This is a genomic window from Lentilactobacillus hilgardii, from assembly GCF_009832765.1.
GTDB lineage: Bacteria > Bacillota > Bacilli > Lactobacillales > Lactobacillaceae > Lentilactobacillus > Lentilactobacillus hilgardii.
Map to the genome: position 1 here is coordinate 1,761,096 of NZ_CP047121.1, position 19,620 is coordinate 1,780,715.

Genomic DNA, 19,620 nt, shown 5'->3' on the forward strand with positions numbered 1-19,620 from the left:
TTATTTTTTTAATGAGAATCGTAAGTAATATTATTATCTCTTAAAATGGTTTTACCGTCACGAACCACCTTGTAACGGCCAACCTCATTCTTTGTTAATTTAAACGGCAGCATCACGGTGGTATCCCGTGTAATCACCATTTGTTTATACACAGTTGAATAATCATGATCATGATCTTTCAAGTAAATCAAAACAACATTTTCACCAGAACCGGTCGTACTTGCTTCGGTTTCCGGAGCCGGCGTTTCACTTGAAGACGTTTGTGGTTGAACACTACTGCTAAACGCAGAACTCGATGACGACTGCGAATTGTTAGAATTGCTAAAATATGGAATAGTAACTTTCACATTAAAGCTCTCCAGTTGATCCTTTGCTTTTGCTTGGGGACCTCTTGATAACCAAACAATAATATTACCGCCTTGCTGAATACTATTATTAGCCGCCGGTGATTGACGAACAACCCGACCCTTCTTTTGTTCGTTGGAGTAAACGTAATCAAAAGTTGGATTGATTTTTTCTTTATTTGCGTAACTAACGACCTGAGCCTTGGTCATATCAGTCAGGTCTTTTAGAATGACTTGTTGAATACCAGTGGACACAACGAATGTTAACGTATGGCCTTTAGGATTTACCCGCTTTCCAGATGCAAAATCCTGTTGAAGAATTTTTCCTGACTGAAAAGATCCCGAAGGAGCATTTCTTCTGCGAACTTTAAATCCTTGTGCTTCCAAACGGGACTTCACTTCGTCATAATCCTGGCCAACATAATTGTCCAAACGAACTTTTTTGATACCAGAGCTGATAATGAGTGCCACCCGGGTATTTTTTTTGACTTTGGTATTCTCTTTTGGAGTAGATGTAATAACACGATTTCGATCGACCTTTTCACTATTTCGATAAGAAATTTTTCCAACTCTCAAATCAGCATCTTCAAGTTTCTCCGTCGCGTCATTTCTTAAAGTACCGCTAATGACCGGTACTGTTGTCCGGGCACTTGCGCTGACTATAAAAATAACGGCGAATATAAGAACTAAAAAACCAATAATACCACCGATTAGCCATCGACGACGCCTTTTATGGTTTTTTCTTTTAGGCCGTTTTTCATCGCTTTGATTGGTCTCTTGTGCTTCACGTTGATCAGCATTAGCATTGTCCGTCATCGAATTTTCAGGAAAAGCAGAAAACGGCATCACCCGTGTTTTTTCATTCATTTCTGCGTTTTCTTCGGGAACAACGAATCTTGATTCGTCTGCCCTGGATTTGTCCAGTGATGTATTTAAATCCGCTGCTAACGCATTAACATCCGGGTAACGGTCATGTGGATTTTTGGTTGTTGCCTTTAAGACCACATTTTCCAATGCTTGGGGAATTCGGGGGTCAAAATCTCTGACAGATGGAATCGGCTGCTGTGAATGCTTAATTGCAATTGAGACGGCTGTGTCACCGTTAAATGGTACTTTACCTGTTAATATTTCATAAAGAATGATTCCCAACGAATATATATCAGATTGCTTAGTTGCCATTTGGCCTTTAATCTGTTCCGGGGACAGGTAATGAATAGACCCGATGATTGATTTGGTCTGTGTCATTGTGTCTTCACTTTCAAGTCGTGAGATACCAAAATCAGTAATCTTAATATAACCGTTTTTATCGACTAAAATATTTTGAGGCTTTAAATCCCGGTGAATAATATTATGATGATGAGCTTCACTAACAGCTGAACAAATTTGCTCCATGATGTTCACAACTTCGGCATATGGAATTGGAAACCGATCCTTAATATAATGTTTAAGGTCTTCCCCATCAACGTACTCCATTACCAAGTACTGCATGCCTTCAACTTCATCAACATCATAAATACCAACGATATGAGGATTGTCCAATTCAGTTGCGGCCATTGCTTCATGTTGAAATCGTTTTTTAGCTTTGGGATTATCCCGAAAATCAAGCCTCAGCAACTTGACGGCAACTTCTCGATTTAAAATTAAATCTTCAGCCAGATAAACATCGGCCATGCCACCTTCACCAAGCCGACTAATAATTTTATAACGGCCATTTAACACGAATCCCTTATTCATCCGGCATCACCTCCGAATCATAACGGGCAACTAAAACCGTGATGTTATCGAGGCCACCATTTTTATTCGCAAGCGATACCAGCAAATTGCATTTTGCTTGAATATCTTCATCCATCGACAGAATTTCTTCAATATCCGGATCATCTACCATGTTTGTCAGTCCATCCGTACAAAGAAGAATCTGGTCATTTTTTTGAATGCTGTACGCTTTAAAATCAGCCGAAGAATCATCGTTAATCCCCAAACTTTTAGTAATAATATTTTTATAGGGATTGTTCTTAGCCTGATCAGGTGTGATATCCCCATGTTTGACAAGTTCATTAACATAGGAGTGGTCCTCTGTTATCTGAGTAAGCTTACCACCTGAAAGAACATAGCCGCGACTATCTCCAATATTGGCAATGAGACTTTCATCACCATCGATAAGAGCAGCCACCATCGTTGTTCCCATTCCCTTCAGTCGCCTATCCGAATTTGATTGGTTAATAATTGCGGCATTTTCCTGAGCCAGCTTTTCTATAAACCAGGATTTAATGTCGGAAAGACTGTTAATATCAGTTTTTTCAAAACTACTGCCAATGTGAGTAACGACCATCTTGGAAGCAACTTCACCAGCATTATTGCCACCGATGCCATCGGTGATAAGGGCCAAAATTAATCCTTGCTTGTTCTCGAATTTTCCAACCGCATCCTCGTTCTTATCGCGAACTTTTCCGGTAGACGATTGATAGGCAATTTGCATATTGTATCAACTCCGTTACGATTTCCTAACCAAAGAACAGACAAAGAATCCATCCGAGCCAAAATCATCGGGGTAAATATTAATCATCCCGTTTTCATCAGTTGTCAGATTCAGGTCAGTCTTGGTTGGTTCGATTTGAAAATCAGGATGTGCATCAAGAAACTGCTTAATCACTTCTTGATTTTCTTGTTGAACGATTGTACAGGTACTATATGTAATAGTACCACCAGTTTTTACTTTCGGTGCGACGGCTTCAAGAATTTGCAGCTGAATTTGTGATAAATGATTGATATCAGCTAACGTCTTATCATACCTGATTTCCGGCTTTCTACGCATCAAGCCAAATCCGGAGCATGGTGCATCAACTAAAATATGATCAAACATTTCATCAGAAAACTTCTCATCAACTTTTCGGGCATCCAGCGCCTGGGTTTCAACCACACCATCTACTCCAAGCCGTTTAGCATTTCTAATCACATTTTTCAATTTATTTTGGTGAATATCCAGTGCAATGACGCGACCATTTTTTAAATCAGCTGCAATTTGAGTCGTTTTTCCACCGGGTGCGCTACAAGCATCAAGAATCAAATCATCAGGCTGAATCGACATTGACTCAACCGGCAGCATAGCACTCTCATCCTGAATAGTTAATAAACCATTTTCAAAGAATGCACTATGAACCACTTGCCCCTTATCAACAATAATGCCTTCACCCGCAACAAGGCTATCTTCCGTTTGAAATCCAGCCTGCGTAAGTTGATCAGTCAATTTTGATTTGGTCGTTTTTGCTTTATTAAACCGAACGGATTGTTTAGGTGCTTGATTCAATGATTTAAAAACTTGGTCCGCCTTTTGCTTGCCCAACTGGCCTTCAATAAGCGATACCAACCACTCAGGAACGCTATATTTAATCGAAATCTTTTTGACTGGATCTTCAATTTTGTCAGGTTCCCTAACACCCTTACGATCCATCTGGTGAAGAATACCGGTCACAAAACGCCGTGTGCCATCATGTCCCATTGACTTTGCAATTTTAATCGATTCGTCAAAAATTGCGCGTTTAGGAACACGGTCCAAATATTCGAGCTGATACATCGCTGTATATAAAAGTTCTTTCACCCAGTCTTCTGTCTTTTCCGGATCTCTCAAAAATGGCACCAATTGATATTCCAGTGTCATTCGATGTTGAATCACGCCATAAACAATATTCGTAAAAAGCGCTTTGTCTACATCACTCATTGACGTTGATTCAATGACCGCGTTAATCTGTAAATTTGAATAAGAACCGCCACTGGTACGCAATAGTGTTCTGACAGCCAGTTCCCGTGGATTGTTCGTTTGATATTTCATTTAGTTAATCACCTTTTGGCCAACTTTTAAGGCCTGCCCTGCTCCGTTTAAATAATCTGTAATCGCTTGTCTTGGTTTACCAGCAGGTTGAAGCTCCAAAATTTCCAAGATTGAACCCCCACCGGCAGCAATTTGTAATTGATGCTTCGTTTTTTCAACAATCACTCCTGGTTCAAGGGGGGTCTGCCCATCAACTACTGCTGATTTCCAAATCTTAGTTCGTTTACCATTCAAAGTCGTATACGCTGTTGGATCCGGTCGAAGTGCCCGAACCTTTGCATCTACCAAAAAAGCTGATTTTAAAAAATCCAATTTCTCTTCTTCAGGCTTAATTGTCGGCGAAAAAATGACTTTTTCCGGATCCTGTTTAATTGGGGTTATCTCACCGGAAATAACTTTAGGCAGCGTTTTTAAAAGCAGGTCCCTGCCGACAAGGCTCAATTTAGCAAACATTGAAGCCGTATCATCCGTATTATTAATTGGAATCGCCTGTTGCGCAAGAATGTCACCTGCATCCATTTTTTTCACCATATAAATAATACTGATCCCGGTTTCCTTATCACCATTTAAAATAGCATACTGGACGGGTGCACCGCCACGATATTTCGGTAGTAAAGAACCGTGAACATTCACAGCTGCAATTTTAACAGCATTGAGTAATTTGGTTGGTAAGAACTGACCAAATGCGGCAGTGACAATAAGGTCGGGATGCATCTCAATTAATTGTTGCATCTCGTCACTGCCACTGATTTTTTCCGGTTGGAGAACCGGAATGTTCAATGCTTCAGCCTGCTGTTTAACTGGAGATTTTTGAATCTGATGTTTCCTGCCGACTGGTCGATCAGGTTGAGTAACTGCTGCCAATACTTGGTAGCCCTGATCTACCAATCCTTTCAAAACCGGAACGCCAAAACTTGGAGTTCCCATAAACACAACTGTTGTCAACGCTATCGTTTCCTTTCCATTCTAAAGTTACATAAAATCGAGCGGTTCATTATCAATTGAGATTAATAATCCTCCTTGCTGCTTTGTTTGAGACTTAACTAAAACGTCATCAAGTGCAGCTTTAAGTTTCGGCTCCTGACGATATTTAATAATGATTTGATAAAAATAACGATTATTAACCCTGGTAATTGTTTTAGGAGTTGGTCCCAATACAATCGCCTTATTCGTTAAATACCGGCGCAGGAAACCGGCAATTTGGTGCATTTCATATGCCGTCTGTTTTTCAGATGGTGAGCTGCCGGTAATTTTGATGGTGAAGTAATAAGGCGGATACTTGCCAAGATGACGAATCCGCATTTCAGTATGATAAAACTTTTCGTAATCCTGTGTTTTAGCCAACTGAATAGCGTAATGATCGGGGTTAAATGTTTGTATCACAACTTCTCCCTGCTTATCAGCACGTCCGGAGCGTCCGGAAACTTGCGTTAATAGTTGAAATGTTCGCTCACTGGATCGAAAATCAGGAAACTGAAGCGCTGAATCAGCATTTAAAACCCCAACAAGTGTCACTTCCGGGAAATCAAGCCCCTTTGCAATCATTTGAGTTCCTAATAAAATATCGGCTTTGTGAGCACCGAATTTATTGATGATTGCCTCATGAGATCCCTTTTTCCGGGTTGTATCAACATCCATTCTCAAAACACGGGCAGTTGGAAATAGATCCTTAACCTGTTCTTCAAGCTGCTGGCTGCCGATCCCGTAATGCCGAATACGCTTACTGTGGCATTTGGGGCAAACCGTTGGGATCGGTTCCTTATGACCACATAAATGGCAGTTTAGTGTATGCGTATCTTTATGCATGGTTAAAGAGATGTCACAGTTTGGGCATTGAGGAACATAACCGCAATCTCTGCACATAATAAAAGAGGAGTAACCCCTACGATTCAGTAACAGAATAATTTGCTCATGCTTTTCCAGCCTATCGGTAATCAAGTTTGAAAGTCGTTTGGACAAAATATGTCGATTATGAGCCATTTCATCCTTCATATCAACAATCGAAACGTGGGGCAGTGCATGGTTGTTGAAACGATGAGGCAACATGATCAGCTGATAGACCCCCTTCATTGCTCGCGCACGCGATTCCAACGATGGCGTTGCACTTCCCAATACAACAGGGCAATGATTGTACGCTGCCCGCCATTTAGCCACGTCTCTGGTCTGGTAACGCGGCGTATCGGATTGCTTATAACTACTATCATGTTCTTCATCCATAATAATTAAACCAATATTCTCCAAAGGCGCGAAGATTGCCGAACGAACACCAACAACAACTTTTGCCTGACCGCTATTAATCCGTTGCCATTCGTCGTACCGTTCCCCACTTGACATTGCGCTGTGAAGCATCGCCACTTGGTCCCCAAACCTACTTCGAATTCTGCCAACAATCTGGGGAGTCAACGTAATCTCTGGAACCAGCATAAGCGCTGTCTTACCAATACTCAGTGCATGGGCCATCGCCTGTAAATAAACTTCCGTCTTTCCGGAACCGGTCACCCCTTCAAGCAGGAAAGTCGTGTCCGTTTGTTTTCCAATTGCATTATTAATCCGATTGACGGCAGTTTGCTGATCTTCATTCAGGTCAAGCGGATAACTTTTTGACACGGGCTGCAAAAATGGATTTCGAATTCTCCTAACCTGAGTTTCGGTTACCCATCCCTGCTTAACAGCTGTATCAAGTACCTGTTTACCGACACCCTCGTGCAAAAGCTTGGATTGAAGGAACGTTTGAGACGGTTGTTCATACAACATCTTAAGTAATCGGCGTTGACCAACCGCACGTTTCTGAACATCTATCAACACATGATCGATTTGCTGTTGATTAAGCTTACTTTTATAGGCTCTAGACAATATCGGTTTTGCATGACTGGATAATTCATAATGAACTTTAATCTGATTTGATTTTCGGAGTGCCAAAATTTCTGCAATTGTCTTGTTATTAAATTTTTGCCGATCATAGTCAATTTCGTTTTGACCATGAAAAATAGCCGGGTAGGTGTCCCGTATTTGATCAGTCGCTAATAATTTCTTTTTAAATTTCGTTCGCATACCACCGGGTAACATTGTCTGCAAACAACTAATTTTAAAGGAAAAGGTTTTATCTGCCATCCACTCGGACAATTTTAACAATTCCGGCGTAATAACCGGCGAAAGATCAACGAGTGAACTGATTTTTTTAAGCTTGCCATCAAAGGATGTTTTATCTGAAAGACCAATCACAAAACCAGTGACTCTTCTGCGGCCGAAAGGAACCTGTACCCGCATGCCGGATTGAATCTGTTTTTCAAGGCTTTCAGGAATTAAATAGCTATATGGATTATTTGTTTGACGTGTTGGCACATCTACAATAATTTGTGCAACCTGCAAGAATTAGTCACCCCCTTGTAAATCATTATCGGCTTATTAAACGATGACTCAAAATATGAATGAGTTGCTGGGCTACTTTTTGTTTGCTCTCAACTGCTGTTTTTTGCTGGTCTCCGTTGGCAAACAGGAAAGTGACTTGATTATTGTCTGCACTAAATCCGATCCCTTTTTGGGAAACGTCATTAGCGACAATGAGATCAAGATGTTTTGCCTTGATCTTTTTTTCGGCATTCGTTATCAAATCATTCGTTTCGGCTGCAAAACCAATCACAACCTGTGAGGCTTTCTTAGTTATCGCAACTTCTTTTAGAATATCCGGATTTCTGACCAAGTTTAAAGTCATCGTCTCATTGTGATCGTTTTTTTTGATTTTTCTGTCTGAAACAGTTGCTGGGCGAAAATCAGCAACTGCCGCTGCCATTATTAAAACATCCGCATCCACAAACTGCTGCTGAACAGTTTGCAATAAATCTCGTGCGGTTTCTACTGGCAGGACTTTTACGCTTTCAGGCTTTGGTAACGTTGTATTGGCAGTAATTAAAGTCACCTCGGCACCAGCTAGCCGCGCTGCCTTTGCAATTGCAAATCCCATCTTTCCGGATGAATGATTTGTCAAATAACGAACCGGGTCCAAAGGCTCGCGCGTTCCACCAGCTGTGATGACAATTCGTTTACCCTCGAGTTCCTTTGATCCCGAATTAAAGTGCTGATCCACCCAATCTAATATTTCTTCGGGCTCGGGAAATCGTCCCTTACCGGAATAACCTTCCGCCAAAAAGCCTTCGGCAGTGTCCATCACATTGATACCGGCGCTAGTCAATGTCTGCAGATTTGTTTGGGTTGCAAAATTGTCCAGCATATGGACGTTCATCGCTGGTACAACATAAATCGGCGCGGTGGTTGCAAGTAGCGCCGCATTAACCACATTATCCGCAATGCCGTTAGCCATCTTGGCAATTGTATCAGCTGTTGCAGGTGCAACGATCGCTAAATCTGACTGATCGGCAATCGCAACATGGGGAATTGTTTTAGGATCGTCTGTTGAAAAATCGTCTTTGACAACCCGATTCTTGCTTAGACTCTGAAAAGTCAGTGGGCTGACAAATCGTTGAGCAGACTCTGTCATGACAACATGCACATCGTTATGATTCTTCACTAACAATCGAGTCAGAATTAAAGATTTATAGACAGCAATACTACCGGTTACATACAGCGAAACGCGTTTATTTTGAAACAAATCAGTCACCACCATTTTTAAATTCACACTTAATTGTAACAAGGATGTATGGATTAGCAAAAGCCAAATGCTTTTTATGACCTTTAATTATTCCCAAAAAAATGGCCTGGAACAATGATCTGCTTGTTCCGGCCACTTAATTGACATCATACTCATTTAATTAGTTCAAATCACGATTCTTGGGATCAATTTTCAAAACACCGGCAGCAATCTCTTCAAAAGCCTTACCAACCGATTTTCTGGACTTATAACTGTCCAACAATGGCTTTGCTCCAGCATCCAATTCATGTGCTCGCTTACTTGCAAGCATAATTAATGAATATCTAGAATCAATTTTATCAAGTAATTTATCAACAGATGGATAAAGTAACATTATTAATCGTCTCCTAACATTGATTCATAATCGGGCATCACTCTGGCAACCTTTAATCGTTCACTTCTGATAATTGATTTAATCCGATCAACGGCTAATGGCACTTTGTCATTTAGAACTGCGTAATCATAATTTCGCATCATACTGATTTCACCAACGGCTTTTTTGATACGCTTGTTAATAACATCCATTTTGTCGGTTCCACGACCAATTAATCGGTGCTTTAACGCCATTAAGTCGGGCGGCGTCAAAAATACGAATACAGCATCCGGACAATTTGCACGAACTTGCATCGCACCATTTACTTCAATTTCAAGGAAAACATCCTTACCAGAATTCAAAGTCTCATTGACATATTTTAATGGGGTACCATAGTAATTGTCAACGTATTTCGCGTATTCAAGCATTTCACCGTTTTGAATATTCTGTTCAAACTGCTCCTTTGAAACAAAATAATAGTCAACACCGTTTTTCTCACCAGGACGAGGTTTTCTGGTCGTCATTGACGTTGAGTACTCAAAGTCAACATCCGGTTCCTCAAAAAGTGCTTTTCTGACAGTTCCCTTACCAACGCCGGAAGGACCGGATAAAACAATTAACATTCCTCTTTTTGCCATCGTCAAAATCCCTTCAAATATTTGTAGTAACAACCATTATCGTTCATTTTTAAGATTTTTACAAGTCTAACATCTGTTTCGCAATAAATCATAAAAATTTTAATATTAGGGGTTGATATTTCGAACTGTCGTTCGTATAATAAAGTCACAAACGAATGTTCGGAGTGAAATAACATGCAAAGTAATCAATCATATTTAACAGAAATTCGAGACACGGTTAAAAACAACTATCGCCGCTTTTTCGCAATCGATTCCACAAAGCCGACTTACAACGATCTTCCTCAGATGCCGGAATTCCAAATCCAACTTTTTCTTAGCCAAACACTAAAAACTGGTTTTCCAATCAAAATCCAATTTAATAATCAATCACCGGCAATGGGTGGAAAGCTCACAAAATTATCTAACGAAAGATACCTATTAACAAACCAACAGCATAACATGACCCGAATTGTAAATATTTTAGAAATTCGGTCCATTCAAAAGATAAAATAATAGCAGTAAATATATTTATCCACGTTAAGAATGTTTCAAAAAGTGCAAGTCAATTTTTAATCAAAAACTCAATTTAACCAAATAAGCCAAACACCCAAAAAAGGTATTTGGCTTATTTGAGTGTATTTCATGTTTTACCTACATAACCAATTTTTCAACTCAAGTTCGAATTCGAGCTTTTTCTTCATCGGCCATTGATATGAGTTCACTCGCGTGTTCTTTAGTTAATTTGGTCACCGTCGTTCCTGAAAGCATTCTAGAAATTTCGTTAACGCTATCCTGCTTGTTCAGTTCCGTGATGGTAGTGGTTGTTCGCCCGTCATGTATCTTTTTTTGAATAAAGTAGTGATGGTCACTCATTGCCGCAACCTGTGGTAAGTGAGTAATACATAAGACCTGGGACTTCGTTGAAATTGTATAAATTTTATTTCCCATTGCTTGGGCTACTCGGCCTGAAACTCCCGTATCAACCTCATCAAAAATGATCGAAGTGACACCGGCTGCTTTTGCAAACATCGTTTTTAGTGCCAACATAAGCCGTGATAATTCCCCGCCGGATGCCGACTTAACCAATGGCAGCATTTTTTCACCGGGATTGGTTTGAATATAAAATTCAACTTGATCTGCACCTAAACGATTCAAAGTTGTACTTTCTTTAAAGCGAACTTCAAAAACAGCTTTATCCATATAAAGATCACGCAATTGTTGATGAACTGCCCGCTCTAATTCCTTGGCAAAGCGCCTGCGAATATCACCGATCCTTTTAGCATTCTTAATTAAGGAAGTCTTTATTTCAGCAAGCTGCTGCTCTAAATTATCATCGTCATCCGCATCCCCAGACATGTCGCTTAATTCATTCTTTATTTTTTTTAGGTATTCTAAAATTTGAGTAACGGAGTCACCGTATTTATGCTTTAACTGATATATTGTATTAAGTCGCTGTTCAACCTGATCCAAACGATCTTGATCAAATTCTAAATTATTTAACTGATCGGAAATCTGACTTGCCACATCCTGCAACGTGTAAAAGGCACCGGATAAATCGTCGGAGATTTGTTTAAAATCCGGGTCCAACTCTTCAATTTCCTGCATTGAACTCATTGATGAGCCAATAGAATCCAAAGAACTGGTATCTTCACCACTGATGCCTTCGTAACTATTAAGAAGAGCATCATGAATTTTTTGGAAATTATTCAATCGATCACGTTCAGCCGTCAATTCTTCGTCCTCATGTTCATGAAGATCAGCCGCCTCAATTTCTTTGATTTGAAATTTTAACATGTCGACACGTTGCGCCCATTCCTTCTCATTTTGATGTTTTTTTTCATTAATTGCCCGTAATTTTACAAATTGATCATAATCTTTTTGATACGTTACCAAAACCGGTTGAATGGTGTCCTCGGCAAAGTCATCCAACAATTCAATATGGCGTTCAGGCTTCATCAATTCTTGATGTTCATTTTGACCTTGAATATCAACCATTGTTTCACCAATTCGACGAAGCGTTGCAATATTAATCATCATGCCGTTAACACGACAGCTATTGCGACCACTGGCAAATATCTCTCTTTCAATGATGACATTCCCGTCACTATGGTCAATCCCAAGTTCATCTAGAACTTCATATGTAGGATTATCATCACTTAAAATAAAGTTGCCTTGAATTACTGATTTTTTAGCACCAGTTCGTATTAAATCGTGAGATCCTCTTCCACCAACCAGTAAACCAACCGCGTCAATGATGATAGACTTCCCAGCACCTGTTTCTCCGGTCAAGACAGTCATCCCGGACTGAAATTCAATATCTAAATGTTCAATAATGGCAAAGTCAGTAATAGATAATTCAAGTAACATTTTTAAACCCTTTCAAATGATAACAAATTAACTCAGCTTGCTAGCTGCTTACCATACTATTAATCCGCCCACGAAAATCAGCAGCGTCTTCATCTGTTTTGCAAACAATAAAAACGGTGCTGTCGTCGCCAATGGTCGCAAATATTTCACTATAATTCATTTGATAAAGCAGTGTTGAAATAACTGGACCACTCCCCGGCAACACCTTCATGAAAACAAATTTATCCTGAGAATCTACCGATACAAAAGAATCACGAATAGTTTGGATTAGCTTCTTTTCAGTATCAACATTTTTTTGAGTTGGTAAACTATATCGATAGCCCCCAGTAATCGAAGGAACCTTAACCAATTGCATATCTTTAATATCGCGTGAAACCGTTGCTTGGGTAACCTTGACACCTTGCTCACTCAGCAAGGAAACGAAATCTTCCTGCCGCTGAATATCGTTACTGACAAGCAGTTGTTTAATCAAGCGCTGTCTTTCCTTTTTACGCATGAGAACACCTCCAAAAATTAACGAGAAATCTTTTATTGCTTCTTTAACTCAGAATAAGCGTTTTCAATCACTTTTTCAATTGAAACATTTGGATTCATTCGAGGTTGCTCAACTGACTTTAATTCAACTAAAAACTCAATGTTGCCGGCCCCACCCTTAATCGGTGAAAAATCAAGGTTTTCAACAGAGTAACCGGATGCGACCGCAAAATTCAATATTTTTTCAAGCACCATTTTGTGAACAGCCGGATCGTGAACAATGCCATGTTTACCAACATTTTTCTTTCCTGCTTCAAATTGAGGCTTAATCAAAGCAACAACCTCTCCATTGGGAATTAAAATCGCCTTCAATGGCGGTAGGATTAATTCAAGTGAAATGAACGAAACGTCAATTGAAGCAAACTGTGGCTGTCCCTGAGAGAAATCTGCCAATTTACTATATCTAAAATTGGTGTGCTCCATGACAACAACTCTTGGGTCTTGCCGCAGTTTCCACACAAGTTGGTTACTGCCAACATCCAAAGCATAACTGAGTTTGGCACCATTTTGCAGCATAACATCCGTAAATCCACCCGTTGATGATCCGATATCAAGAACGGTTAAGTCTTTAACACTAATGCCGAAAACCTTAAGTGCTTTTTCTAGTTTCAATCCGCCACGACTCACGTATGGCATTGGTTTTCCCTTTAAATGCAACTCGGTGTCCACCGAAATCTTCATGCCCGGCTTGTCTAAACGTTCTTCGTTATCGCCAAGTATCTCCCCAGCCATAACGGCCCTCTTTGCCCTTTCACGAGTGTCAAAGAGACCTTGAGTTACTAGTAATACATCAACGCGTTGTTTTTCCATTATGCCTTTCATCCTTAATTACAAAATAACTGCAAAAATCTAATAATAAAGAGGTATCGATATTCAACTTATGACTTGCTGTATTTAAAGCGTGACGGGCTCGATCAACCGTCCGCTGTAAAGCTTCATAAGCACCATCCAATCCCATAAGATTAGGATAGGTGTTTTTATCAGCATCCTGATGAACCGGTTTGCCAATTGCCTTTTCATCACCAACAATATCAAGAATATCATCATAGATTTGAAACGCTGCTCCAAAATTATTCGCAAACGCCAACAAATCTTTTTTCTGATCTTTAGGTACTTGTGCCATGATTAAACCGGCATTTACCGCATAAGAAATTAACGCTCCGGTTTTATTGCGATCAAGTTTCTGAAGTTCATGCAGCTTTAATCGTGTACCTTCGAATTCTATATCATCGGCTTGTCCGGAAGCCATACCACGTGGACCTGCTGCTTTTGCCAAAGCTAAGGCCAACTGACAACGAGTATCAGCAGTCAAATCATTATCAACAACCCATTGAAATGCAAGTGCCTGTAAACCGTCACCTGCTAATGTCGCCATTCCTGCACCATATATTGTATGATTAGTAGGTTTACCGCGACGAAGACCGTCATTATCCATTGCTGGAAGATCATCATGAATTAACGAATATGAATGCAATAATTCCAATGCACAAGTTGCCTTTAAAATTGAATCAGTTATTGTTTGATTGAAAGTTATTAAGGTTGCTATTGTTAAAAGCGGTCGTAATCTTTTTCCTCCCGCATTAACCGAATAGCTCATTGACTCAAACAATTTTTGCTGATCGGTATCCTGTTCGATTTTACTTTCCAACACTTGGTTAATCCTGGGCGTCCATTCCTTTATGAACTCATTGAGCTTGGTTCCCATTATTATCATCCTTTGTATTATCTGGACTTTCAAATTGAACTTCGTTGCCATCTTTATCCATCATTTTGGCCATTGTATGCTCAGCTTTTGTCAAGGTTTCTTGAAGCTCTTCGCTTAGTTTAATACCGGTTTTAAATTTATCCATGGAATCTTCAAGCGAAACGTTTCCTTGCTCAAGTTGATTTACAATTTGCTCCAATTTATCCATTTTTTGCTCAAATGTTTCGTTAGACTGACTATCTGCCATCATCCTCATCCTCTTTTCCTTTTGTCATTTTATTGATAGATGCATTAATAACACCATCAGAGAAGTGAACGTTAATCGTCTTCGCTTTTAAATCTGCCATTTTGCTAATGAAGTGATCATTTTCATCAGTTGTATACGTATAGCCTCTACCTAAAATTTTCAAAGGACTTAGGTGATCAAGCGAACCAACCAACATCTGATACTGTTGCTTGACTTTATTCAAATTCTGCAATTGATTCTGCTTAAGACGCAACTGCAACACATTCAAACGTTGCTTTTGCTCTTTAATCATATAAGTTGGCGCAACTAGGCGAAGTCTCATATGTAACTGAGACAAATTATTTTTTCGTGATGTAGTTATCTTATCTGCTTGATTTTCCAAACGTTGCCTTAGTAGGTCTAATTTTTGGGAAAAGGTCTCGTAAATCCGTTGAGGTGAAGTGAAAACCGTCGATTGTTGAAGCCGCTTCAATCTTAACTTAGCCTGTTCAATCAACTGATATTCCGCATTAATAATCCGATTTTGGGTTGCTTTTAATTCAACCAACACTTGATCTAAACGTGGAACCGCCAATTCCGCAGCCGCCGTTGGAGTCGCTGCTCGAACATCGGCTACCAGATCCGCAATGGTGGTATCCGTTTCATGACCAACAGATGAAATAACCGGAATTGTACTTGAAGAGATTGCTCGAGCCACATTTTCTTCATTAAATGGCCATAAATCTTCAATCGAACCACCGCCACGACCAATAATCAAGGTATCAAAATGACCAAGTTGATTCACCTTTACAATTTGCTTAACAATATCGGTACTGGCCTCGTCACCTTGCACTAAAGCCGGAAACAGAACAATTTGAGCAATCGGATAACGCCGTCGAACTGTTGTAATAATGTCTCGAATAACGGCACCGCTCGGAGAAGTCACCACAGCAATCCTTTTCGGAAACTGGACCAACTGTCTTTTAGGTTGACTAAATAAGCCTTCTTTATCAAGCTTCTTTTTTAGTTGTTCATAAGCCTGATAAAGTTGGCCAACGCCATCCGGTTCCATACTGTCAACATAGATTTGATAGCTGCCACTCGGTTCATAAACCGAAATGTGGCCGGTTACCAAAACTTTCATCCCCTCTTCAGGAACAAACTTAATCCGATTAAACGCCGACTTAAACATAATCGCACTAATTTTAGCATGGTCATCTTTTAAGCTAAAATATTGATGCCGCATTGGTCGTAATCTGAAATTTGAAATTTCACCTGTCAAATAAACTTTCATAAGATAAGGATCAACATCAAATTTTCTTTTAATATATTTTGTTAACGCTGTTACTGATAGATACTCAGTTGTCACGATGAATGCTCCATTCTGCCAAATCAACACTTTGCTGCATTAGAGTCGCAATTGTCATTGGGCCGACACCACCCGGTACCGGTGTGATATAAGCAACCTTGTCAAACAAATCATCGTAATCGACATCGCCAACCAAATGCCCCTTTTCATTAATATTTTGACCAACATCAATTACAGTTGCCCCTACCTTTACGTCATTCTTGGTCAACGTATGTAGCTGCCCAGTTGCAGAAACGATGATATCTGCGTCTTTAGTATATTCCGTAATGTCTTTTGTTAGTCGATGAAGAATCGACACACTTGCACCTTGGTTTAGCATTAACGCTGCCATCGGCTTTCCTACAATAGCACTTCGTCCGAGCATAACCGCATTTTTTCCTTTTAATTCAATATGGTATTCGGAAAACATTGTCATAATTCCCTTGGGCGTGCAAGAAACAGGATATTTGGTGGAATCATTTAAAAATAATTTGCCCACATTAACTGGATGAAAGCCGTCAACATCTTTTTCAGGTAAAATTGCACGAGTAACATCTTTTTCATTGATTTGGTCAGGTAAGGGATCCTGAACCAAGATGCCATGAATTGCGGGATCGTTGTTATACTGACCAACCCACTCCAAAAGCTCTTTTTCAGAAACACTCTCAGGCAGCTGCTTCACAATTGAGTTAATGCCTAAACGTTGTGCAGTCCGATGCTTGTTACGAACGTATCGCTGACTTGCCGGATCATCTCCAACAATGATCACAACCAGTCCTGGTGTGATGCCATCATTTTCTTGCATTTTTTGAACCCGTTCACTGGTTTGCTGATTAAGCTTCTTTGCTAATGCTCTTCCATCAATCACTGTAGCCATCTTTACAACTCTCTCCCTTGTGTTTTATGACAATGCTTAAGGCCGCTATGTTGCGGATAGATTATGTCAAAAGTCTTTTTTGTAATCATGAATGTAAAGAAAAAAATAGATTTACATTCATGTAAATCTATTTTACCAGTTCTTCGAGAGCATGTGACAAAATCCCATTAACAAATTTTCTTGAACGATCATCGCTATACTTCTTAGCCAGTTCAATCGCTTCGTTTATAGAAACTTTTGCAGGGAGATCATCAACATGCAGCATTTCATAAAGGGCAATCTCCAAAATAATCAGATCAGTTTTAGCGATCCGATTAATTGACCAGCCACTTTTTAAATACTTCTCAATTAAGTTGTCAAGTTCTTCTTTGTGATCCACTACGCCAGTAGTCAATTCATCCAGATATTTCGGATACTCATCACCATACTTGCCATCAGTTAGAACTTCAAAGAAATTTTCCTTGTTTGTTTGTTTATTCGCATTTAGCGCAAATAAAGTTTGAAACGCGATTTCGCGAATTTGGTGTCGTGTTAATTCCACTATGCCTCACCATTCTCTTCGTCCGCAAAGGGGTTATTTGGATCAACAGAACTAGTTGTTTTTTCCGGAATAACGCCTTGCACATGAACGTTAACTTCATGAACCTGTAATCCGGTCATAAAAAATGCCTGTTGTTCAACTTGTTCTTGAATTTCAAGAGCAACTTTGGGAACAGAAACTCCGTAATTTAAATAAACATAAATGTCAAAACTTAATTCTTCATTTTGATACGTCAGTTTAACACCTTTTCCATGCTCTTTTTTGCGTGAAAATAGTTCATTAACACTGGACGAGAAAGACCCCCTCATTCGATTAACCCCATCGACCTGTGAGGCAGCAATTCCCGCAATGATTTCCAAAACATTCGTGGCAAGTTCAATCTTACCTAGTTCGGGATTATTCGCACGAAGAATAATGTTAGTGTCTTCAGCCATTCTAAAGCCTCCGTTTCTGTTCTAAAAAAGTTATGCTCGTGAAATGTAAGTACCATCAGTTGTGTTAATCACTAATTTATCACCTTGGTTAACAAAAAATGGTACTTGAAGTGTTAAGCCTGTTGTCATTGTGGCAGGTTTTGAACCACCTGAAGCAGTGTCACCCTTAATTCCAGGTTCAGTTGAGGCAACCTCAAGAGTAACCGTATTAGGCAGGTCAACACCAAGCGTTTCGTTGCCATATTGAATGACATTAACTTCCATGTTTTCTTGAAGATAGTTTAGTTCAGATTTAATTTGGGCAGCTGGAATAGAAATTTGATCATAAGTATCCATGTCCATAAAGACATGCATATCACCATCAGCGTAAAGATATTGCATTTTACGTTGATCAATTTGAGCTTGTTCCATTTTGGCCCCAGATCTGAATGTCTTTTCTTGAACAGCACCAGTTCTAAGATTCTTTAATTTAGAACGAACAAATGCGCCACCTTTGCCGGGTTTTACATGTTGAAAACTCAAAATACGCCAAATTGCGCCATCAACTTCGATGGTTAATCCATTTTTAAAATCAGCAGTAGAAATTGCCATTAAATAGTTCCTCCTAAAAGTACATGTTTGTCAGCTTAAAATCAATAAATTGTTGATTTTTAAAACTTCAAACAGCCTTATTGTAAAGTAGCATAACTTGATTATATAATATTTTGATCCTAAATAGCCAATTTTTCGTGAAACAAGTAGGGTCTTAAAAATTATAACAATCAAAAAGCATAAAAAAAGGACCAATAGGCCCTCTTCATCAAAGTTAGTTGTTAATAAAATTACTTAGCAGCTTCAGTAACTGGGTAAACTGAAACTTGACGCTTGTCGCGACCTTTACGTTCAAAGCGAACAACACCGTCTACCAATGCAAATAATGTATCATCGTTACCACGACTAACATTAGCGCCTGGGTAAATGTGAGTTCCGCGTTGACGATAAAGGATTGAACCACTGTGAACTGAAGAACCATCAGCAGCCTTAGCGCCTAAACGACGACCAGCTGAGTTACGACCGTTGGCAGTTGATCCACCACCTTTATGGTGAGAGAAGAATTGTAAGTTCATTGCAAGCATATCTACACCTCCAGATTAAAGTTTAGTTTTCTACGTTCAACTTAATATATTTACTATAGCTCGTTGCGATGTCAGCCATCCCATTCTCAAACGTCTTCAAAATGGCATCAGATTGAATTTGTTTGGTTGAATTAGCAATAACTGGTATTTCAACCGATAAGTAACCACCGTTTTTCTCATCACTGTCGACATTAACATCCAAGCCCACAACTTCTTGTAAGCCATTAACTGTAGTGATGCTAAGAACCGAAACTGCTGAGCAAACGATATCTTGTCCATATTCACCAGCATCTGCATGCCCAGTGATCGTGATCCCTGACACATGCCCTTTATAATGGTGGATAGTAGCCTTAATCATCTTATCAGTACCTCATCATTCGTAAATTAAGCCTTGATAGAATCGATAACAACCTTAGTATATGGTTGACGATGACCCTTTTTAGAACGTGAGCCCTTCTTTGGTTTGTAACGGAAGATAATAATCTTCTTTTGACGACCTTGTTTTTCAACAGTGCCAGTTACTGATGCGCCATCAACTGTTGGCGTACCAAACTTAACTGAATCACCGCCGACCATAACAACTTGGTCAAAAGTAACCTTATCGCCTTCATTTGCGTCTAATTTTTCAACGTAAATAGCGTCACCTTCTGAAACCTTGTATTGCTTACCGCCTGTAGTAATAACTGCGTACATATTGTGCACCTCCTTATAGTTTTGCTTAGACTCGC

Annotated in this window: 22 protein-coding genes and 1 other annotated feature (1 of these 23 cut by a window edge); of the genes, 1 reads left to right on the forward strand and 21 read right to left on the reverse strand. The window is 39.6% G+C overall.

Annotation, left to right across the window (positions count from 1 at the left end; translation table 11 throughout):
- Positions 1–8: 8 nt before the first annotated feature.
- From pknB to gmk, 8 genes are all read right to left on the reverse strand, one after another.
- On the reverse strand, positions 9–2,078 hold the full coding sequence (pknB, locus tag GQR93_RS08215) for a Stk1 family PASTA domain-containing Ser/Thr kinase (RefSeq protein ID WP_003554228.1): 2,070 nt from the start codon (positions 2,076–2,078) through the stop codon (positions 9–11).
- A complete protein-coding gene (locus tag GQR93_RS08220) occupies positions 2,071–2,820 on the reverse strand; it encodes a Stp1/IreP family PP2C-type Ser/Thr phosphatase (protein ID WP_003554230.1) in 750 nt (249 codons plus the stop codon). The genes pknB and GQR93_RS08220 overlap by 8 nt, the downstream gene beginning before the upstream one ends.
- Before the next feature lie 15 nt (positions 2,821–2,835).
- A complete protein-coding gene (gene rsmB / locus GQR93_RS08225; protein WP_003554232.1) occupies positions 2,836–4,170 on the reverse strand; it encodes a 16S rRNA (cytosine(967)-C(5))-methyltransferase RsmB in 1,335 nt (444 codons plus the stop codon).
- The gene (fmt, locus tag GQR93_RS08230; RefSeq protein ID WP_003554234.1) at positions 4,171–5,115 is read right to left on the reverse strand and encodes a methionyl-tRNA formyltransferase; all 945 of its coding nucleotides are present in this window, start codon (positions 5,113–5,115) and stop codon (positions 4,171–4,173) included.
- Between the two features lie 27 nt (positions 5,116–5,142).
- Positions 5,143–7,539, reverse strand: coding sequence for a primosomal protein N' (priA, locus tag GQR93_RS08235; protein ID WP_003554236.1), 2,397 nt, complete (start codon positions 7,537–7,539; stop codon positions 5,143–5,145).
- Between the two features lie 25 nt (positions 7,540–7,564).
- Positions 7,565–8,776, reverse strand: coding sequence for a bifunctional phosphopantothenoylcysteine decarboxylase/phosphopantothenate--cysteine ligase CoaBC (gene coaBC / locus GQR93_RS08240; RefSeq protein WP_035444774.1), 1,212 nt, complete (start codon positions 8,774–8,776; stop codon positions 7,565–7,567).
- A gap of 160 nt (positions 8,777–8,936) precedes the next feature.
- Positions 8,937–9,149, reverse strand: a complete 213-nt coding sequence (gene rpoZ, locus GQR93_RS08245) for a DNA-directed RNA polymerase subunit omega (RefSeq protein ID WP_003554239.1) — start codon at positions 9,147–9,149, stop codon at positions 8,937–8,939.
- A gap of 2 nt (positions 9,150–9,151) precedes the next feature.
- On the reverse strand, positions 9,152–9,766 hold the full coding sequence (gmk, locus tag GQR93_RS08250) for a guanylate kinase (protein WP_003554241.1): 615 nt from the start codon (positions 9,764–9,766) through the stop codon (positions 9,152–9,154).
- 174 nt (positions 9,767–9,940) lie between these two features.
- Between gmk and GQR93_RS08255 the strand changes: the two genes are divergently transcribed.
- Complete coding sequence (locus GQR93_RS08255; RefSeq protein ID WP_003554243.1) at positions 9,941–10,258, forward strand: hypothetical protein; 318 nt, start codon at positions 9,941–9,943, stop codon at positions 10,256–10,258.
- Positions 10,259–10,417: 159 nt separating this feature from the next.
- Here GQR93_RS08255 and recN read toward each other — a convergent pair whose 3' ends face one another.
- From recN to rplU, 13 genes are all read right to left on the reverse strand, one after another.
- A complete protein-coding gene (gene recN, locus GQR93_RS08260; protein WP_003554245.1) occupies positions 10,418–12,112 on the reverse strand; it encodes a DNA repair protein RecN in 1,695 nt (564 codons plus the stop codon).
- 40 nt (positions 12,113–12,152) lie between these two features.
- Positions 12,153–12,608 carry an arginine repressor gene (locus tag GQR93_RS08265; protein WP_003554247.1) on the reverse strand — a complete coding sequence of 152 codons (456 nt, stop codon included), beginning with the start codon at positions 12,606–12,608 and terminating at the stop codon, positions 12,153–12,155.
- A gap of 32 nt (positions 12,609–12,640) precedes the next feature.
- Positions 12,641–13,456, reverse strand: a complete 816-nt coding sequence (locus tag GQR93_RS08270; RefSeq protein ID WP_035444776.1) for a TlyA family RNA methyltransferase — start codon at positions 13,454–13,456, stop codon at positions 12,641–12,643.
- The gene (locus GQR93_RS08275; RefSeq protein WP_003554252.1) at positions 13,437–14,360 is read right to left on the reverse strand and encodes a polyprenyl synthetase family protein; all 924 of its coding nucleotides are present in this window, start codon (positions 14,358–14,360) and stop codon (positions 13,437–13,439) included. The genes GQR93_RS08270 and GQR93_RS08275 overlap by 20 nt, the downstream gene beginning before the upstream one ends.
- A complete protein-coding gene (locus GQR93_RS08280) occupies positions 14,332–14,598 on the reverse strand; it encodes an exodeoxyribonuclease VII small subunit (RefSeq protein ID WP_225430293.1) in 267 nt (88 codons plus the stop codon). The genes GQR93_RS08275 and GQR93_RS08280 overlap by 29 nt, the downstream gene beginning before the upstream one ends.
- Positions 14,588–15,946, reverse strand: coding sequence for an exodeoxyribonuclease VII large subunit (gene xseA / locus GQR93_RS08285; RefSeq protein WP_003554256.1), 1,359 nt, complete (start codon positions 15,944–15,946; stop codon positions 14,588–14,590). The genes GQR93_RS08280 and xseA overlap by 11 nt, the downstream gene beginning before the upstream one ends.
- The gene (locus GQR93_RS08290; RefSeq protein ID WP_003554258.1) at positions 15,936–16,802 is read right to left on the reverse strand and encodes a bifunctional methylenetetrahydrofolate dehydrogenase/methenyltetrahydrofolate cyclohydrolase; all 867 of its coding nucleotides are present in this window, start codon (positions 16,800–16,802) and stop codon (positions 15,936–15,938) included. The genes xseA and GQR93_RS08290 overlap by 11 nt, the downstream gene beginning before the upstream one ends.
- A 127-nt stretch (positions 16,803–16,929) precedes the next feature.
- Positions 16,930–17,343 (reverse strand): transcription antitermination factor NusB, encoded by a 414-nt coding sequence (gene nusB / locus GQR93_RS08295; protein WP_003554260.1) that lies wholly within the window; start codon positions 17,341–17,343, stop codon positions 16,930–16,932.
- Entirely contained in the window at positions 17,343–17,777 is a 435-nt protein-coding gene (locus tag GQR93_RS08300) for an Asp23/Gls24 family envelope stress response protein (protein ID WP_159298742.1), read from the reverse strand. The genes nusB and GQR93_RS08300 overlap by 1 nt, the downstream gene beginning before the upstream one ends.
- Before the next feature lie 30 nt (positions 17,778–17,807).
- Positions 17,808–18,368 (reverse strand): elongation factor P, encoded by a 561-nt coding sequence (efp, locus tag GQR93_RS08305; RefSeq protein ID WP_003554264.1) that lies wholly within the window; start codon positions 18,366–18,368, stop codon positions 17,808–17,810.
- Between the two features lie 230 nt (positions 18,369–18,598).
- Complete coding sequence (gene rpmA / locus GQR93_RS08310) at positions 18,599–18,892, reverse strand: 50S ribosomal protein L27 (RefSeq protein ID WP_003554266.1); 294 nt, start codon at positions 18,890–18,892, stop codon at positions 18,599–18,601.
- A gap of 22 nt (positions 18,893–18,914) precedes the next feature.
- Positions 18,915–19,250, reverse strand: a complete 336-nt coding sequence (locus GQR93_RS08315) for a ribosomal-processing cysteine protease Prp (protein ID WP_003554268.1) — start codon at positions 19,248–19,250, stop codon at positions 18,915–18,917.
- A gap of 26 nt (positions 19,251–19,276) precedes the next feature.
- A complete protein-coding gene (gene rplU, locus GQR93_RS08320) occupies positions 19,277–19,585 on the reverse strand; it encodes a 50S ribosomal protein L21 (RefSeq protein ID WP_003554270.1) in 309 nt (102 codons plus the stop codon).
- A 17-nt stretch (positions 19,586–19,602) separates the two neighbouring features.
- Positions 19,603–19,620 (reverse strand) — a sequence feature (ribosomal protein L21 leader region); it runs 59 nt beyond the window's last position.

Bases quoted from the DNA above. Each gene is read 5' to 3' on its own strand.
- pknB (WP_003554228.1), bottom strand. From the start codon at position 2,078: ATGAATAAGGGATTCGTGTTAAATGGCCGTTATAAAATTATTAGTCGG.
- GQR93_RS08220 (WP_003554230.1), bottom strand. From the start codon at position 2,820: ATGCAAATTGCCTATCAATCGTCTACCGGAAAAGTTCGCGATAAGAAC.
- rsmB (WP_003554232.1), bottom strand. From the start codon at position 4,170: ATGAAATATCAAACGAACAATCCACGGGAACTGGCTGTCAGAACACTA.
- rpoZ (WP_003554239.1), bottom strand. From the start codon at position 9,149: ATGTTACTTTATCCATCTGTTGATAAATTACTTGATAAAATTGATTCT.
- gmk (WP_003554241.1), bottom strand. From the start codon at position 9,766: ATGGCAAAAAGAGGAATGTTAATTGTTTTATCCGGTCCTTCCGGCGTT.
- GQR93_RS08255 (WP_003554243.1), top strand. From the start codon at position 9,941: ATGCAAAGTAATCAATCATATTTAACAGAAATTCGAGACACGGTTAAA.
- recN (WP_003554245.1), bottom strand. From the start codon at position 12,112: ATGTTACTTGAATTATCTATTACTGACTTTGCCATTATTGAACATTTA.
- GQR93_RS08265 (WP_003554247.1), bottom strand. From the start codon at position 12,608: ATGCGTAAAAAGGAAAGACAGCGCTTGATTAAACAACTGCTTGTCAGT.
- GQR93_RS08270 (WP_035444776.1), bottom strand. From the start codon at position 13,456: ATGGAAAAACAACGCGTTGATGTATTACTAGTAACTCAAGGTCTCTTT.
- GQR93_RS08275 (WP_003554252.1), bottom strand. From the start codon at position 14,360: ATGATAATAATGGGAACCAAGCTCAATGAGTTCATAAAGGAATGGACG.
- GQR93_RS08280 (WP_225430293.1), bottom strand. From the start codon at position 14,598: ATGGCAGATAGTCAGTCTAACGAAACATTTGAGCAAAAAATGGATAAA.
- GQR93_RS08290 (WP_003554258.1), bottom strand. From the start codon at position 16,802: ATGGCTACAGTGATTGATGGAAGAGCATTAGCAAAGAAGCTTAATCAG.
- GQR93_RS08300 (WP_159298742.1), bottom strand. From the start codon at position 17,777: ATGGCTGAAGACACTAACATTATTCTTCGTGCGAATAATCCCGAACTA.
- efp (WP_003554264.1), bottom strand. From the start codon at position 18,368: ATGGCAATTTCTACTGCTGATTTTAAAAATGGATTAACCATCGAAGTT.
- rpmA (WP_003554266.1), bottom strand. From the start codon at position 18,892: ATGCTTGCAATGAACTTACAATTCTTCTCTCACCATAAAGGTGGTGGA.
- GQR93_RS08315 (WP_003554268.1), bottom strand. From the start codon at position 19,250: ATGATTAAGGCTACTATCCACCATTATAAAGGGCATGTGTCAGGGATC.
- rplU (WP_003554270.1), bottom strand. From the start codon at position 19,585: ATGTACGCAGTTATTACTACAGGCGGTAAGCAATACAAGGTTTCAGAA.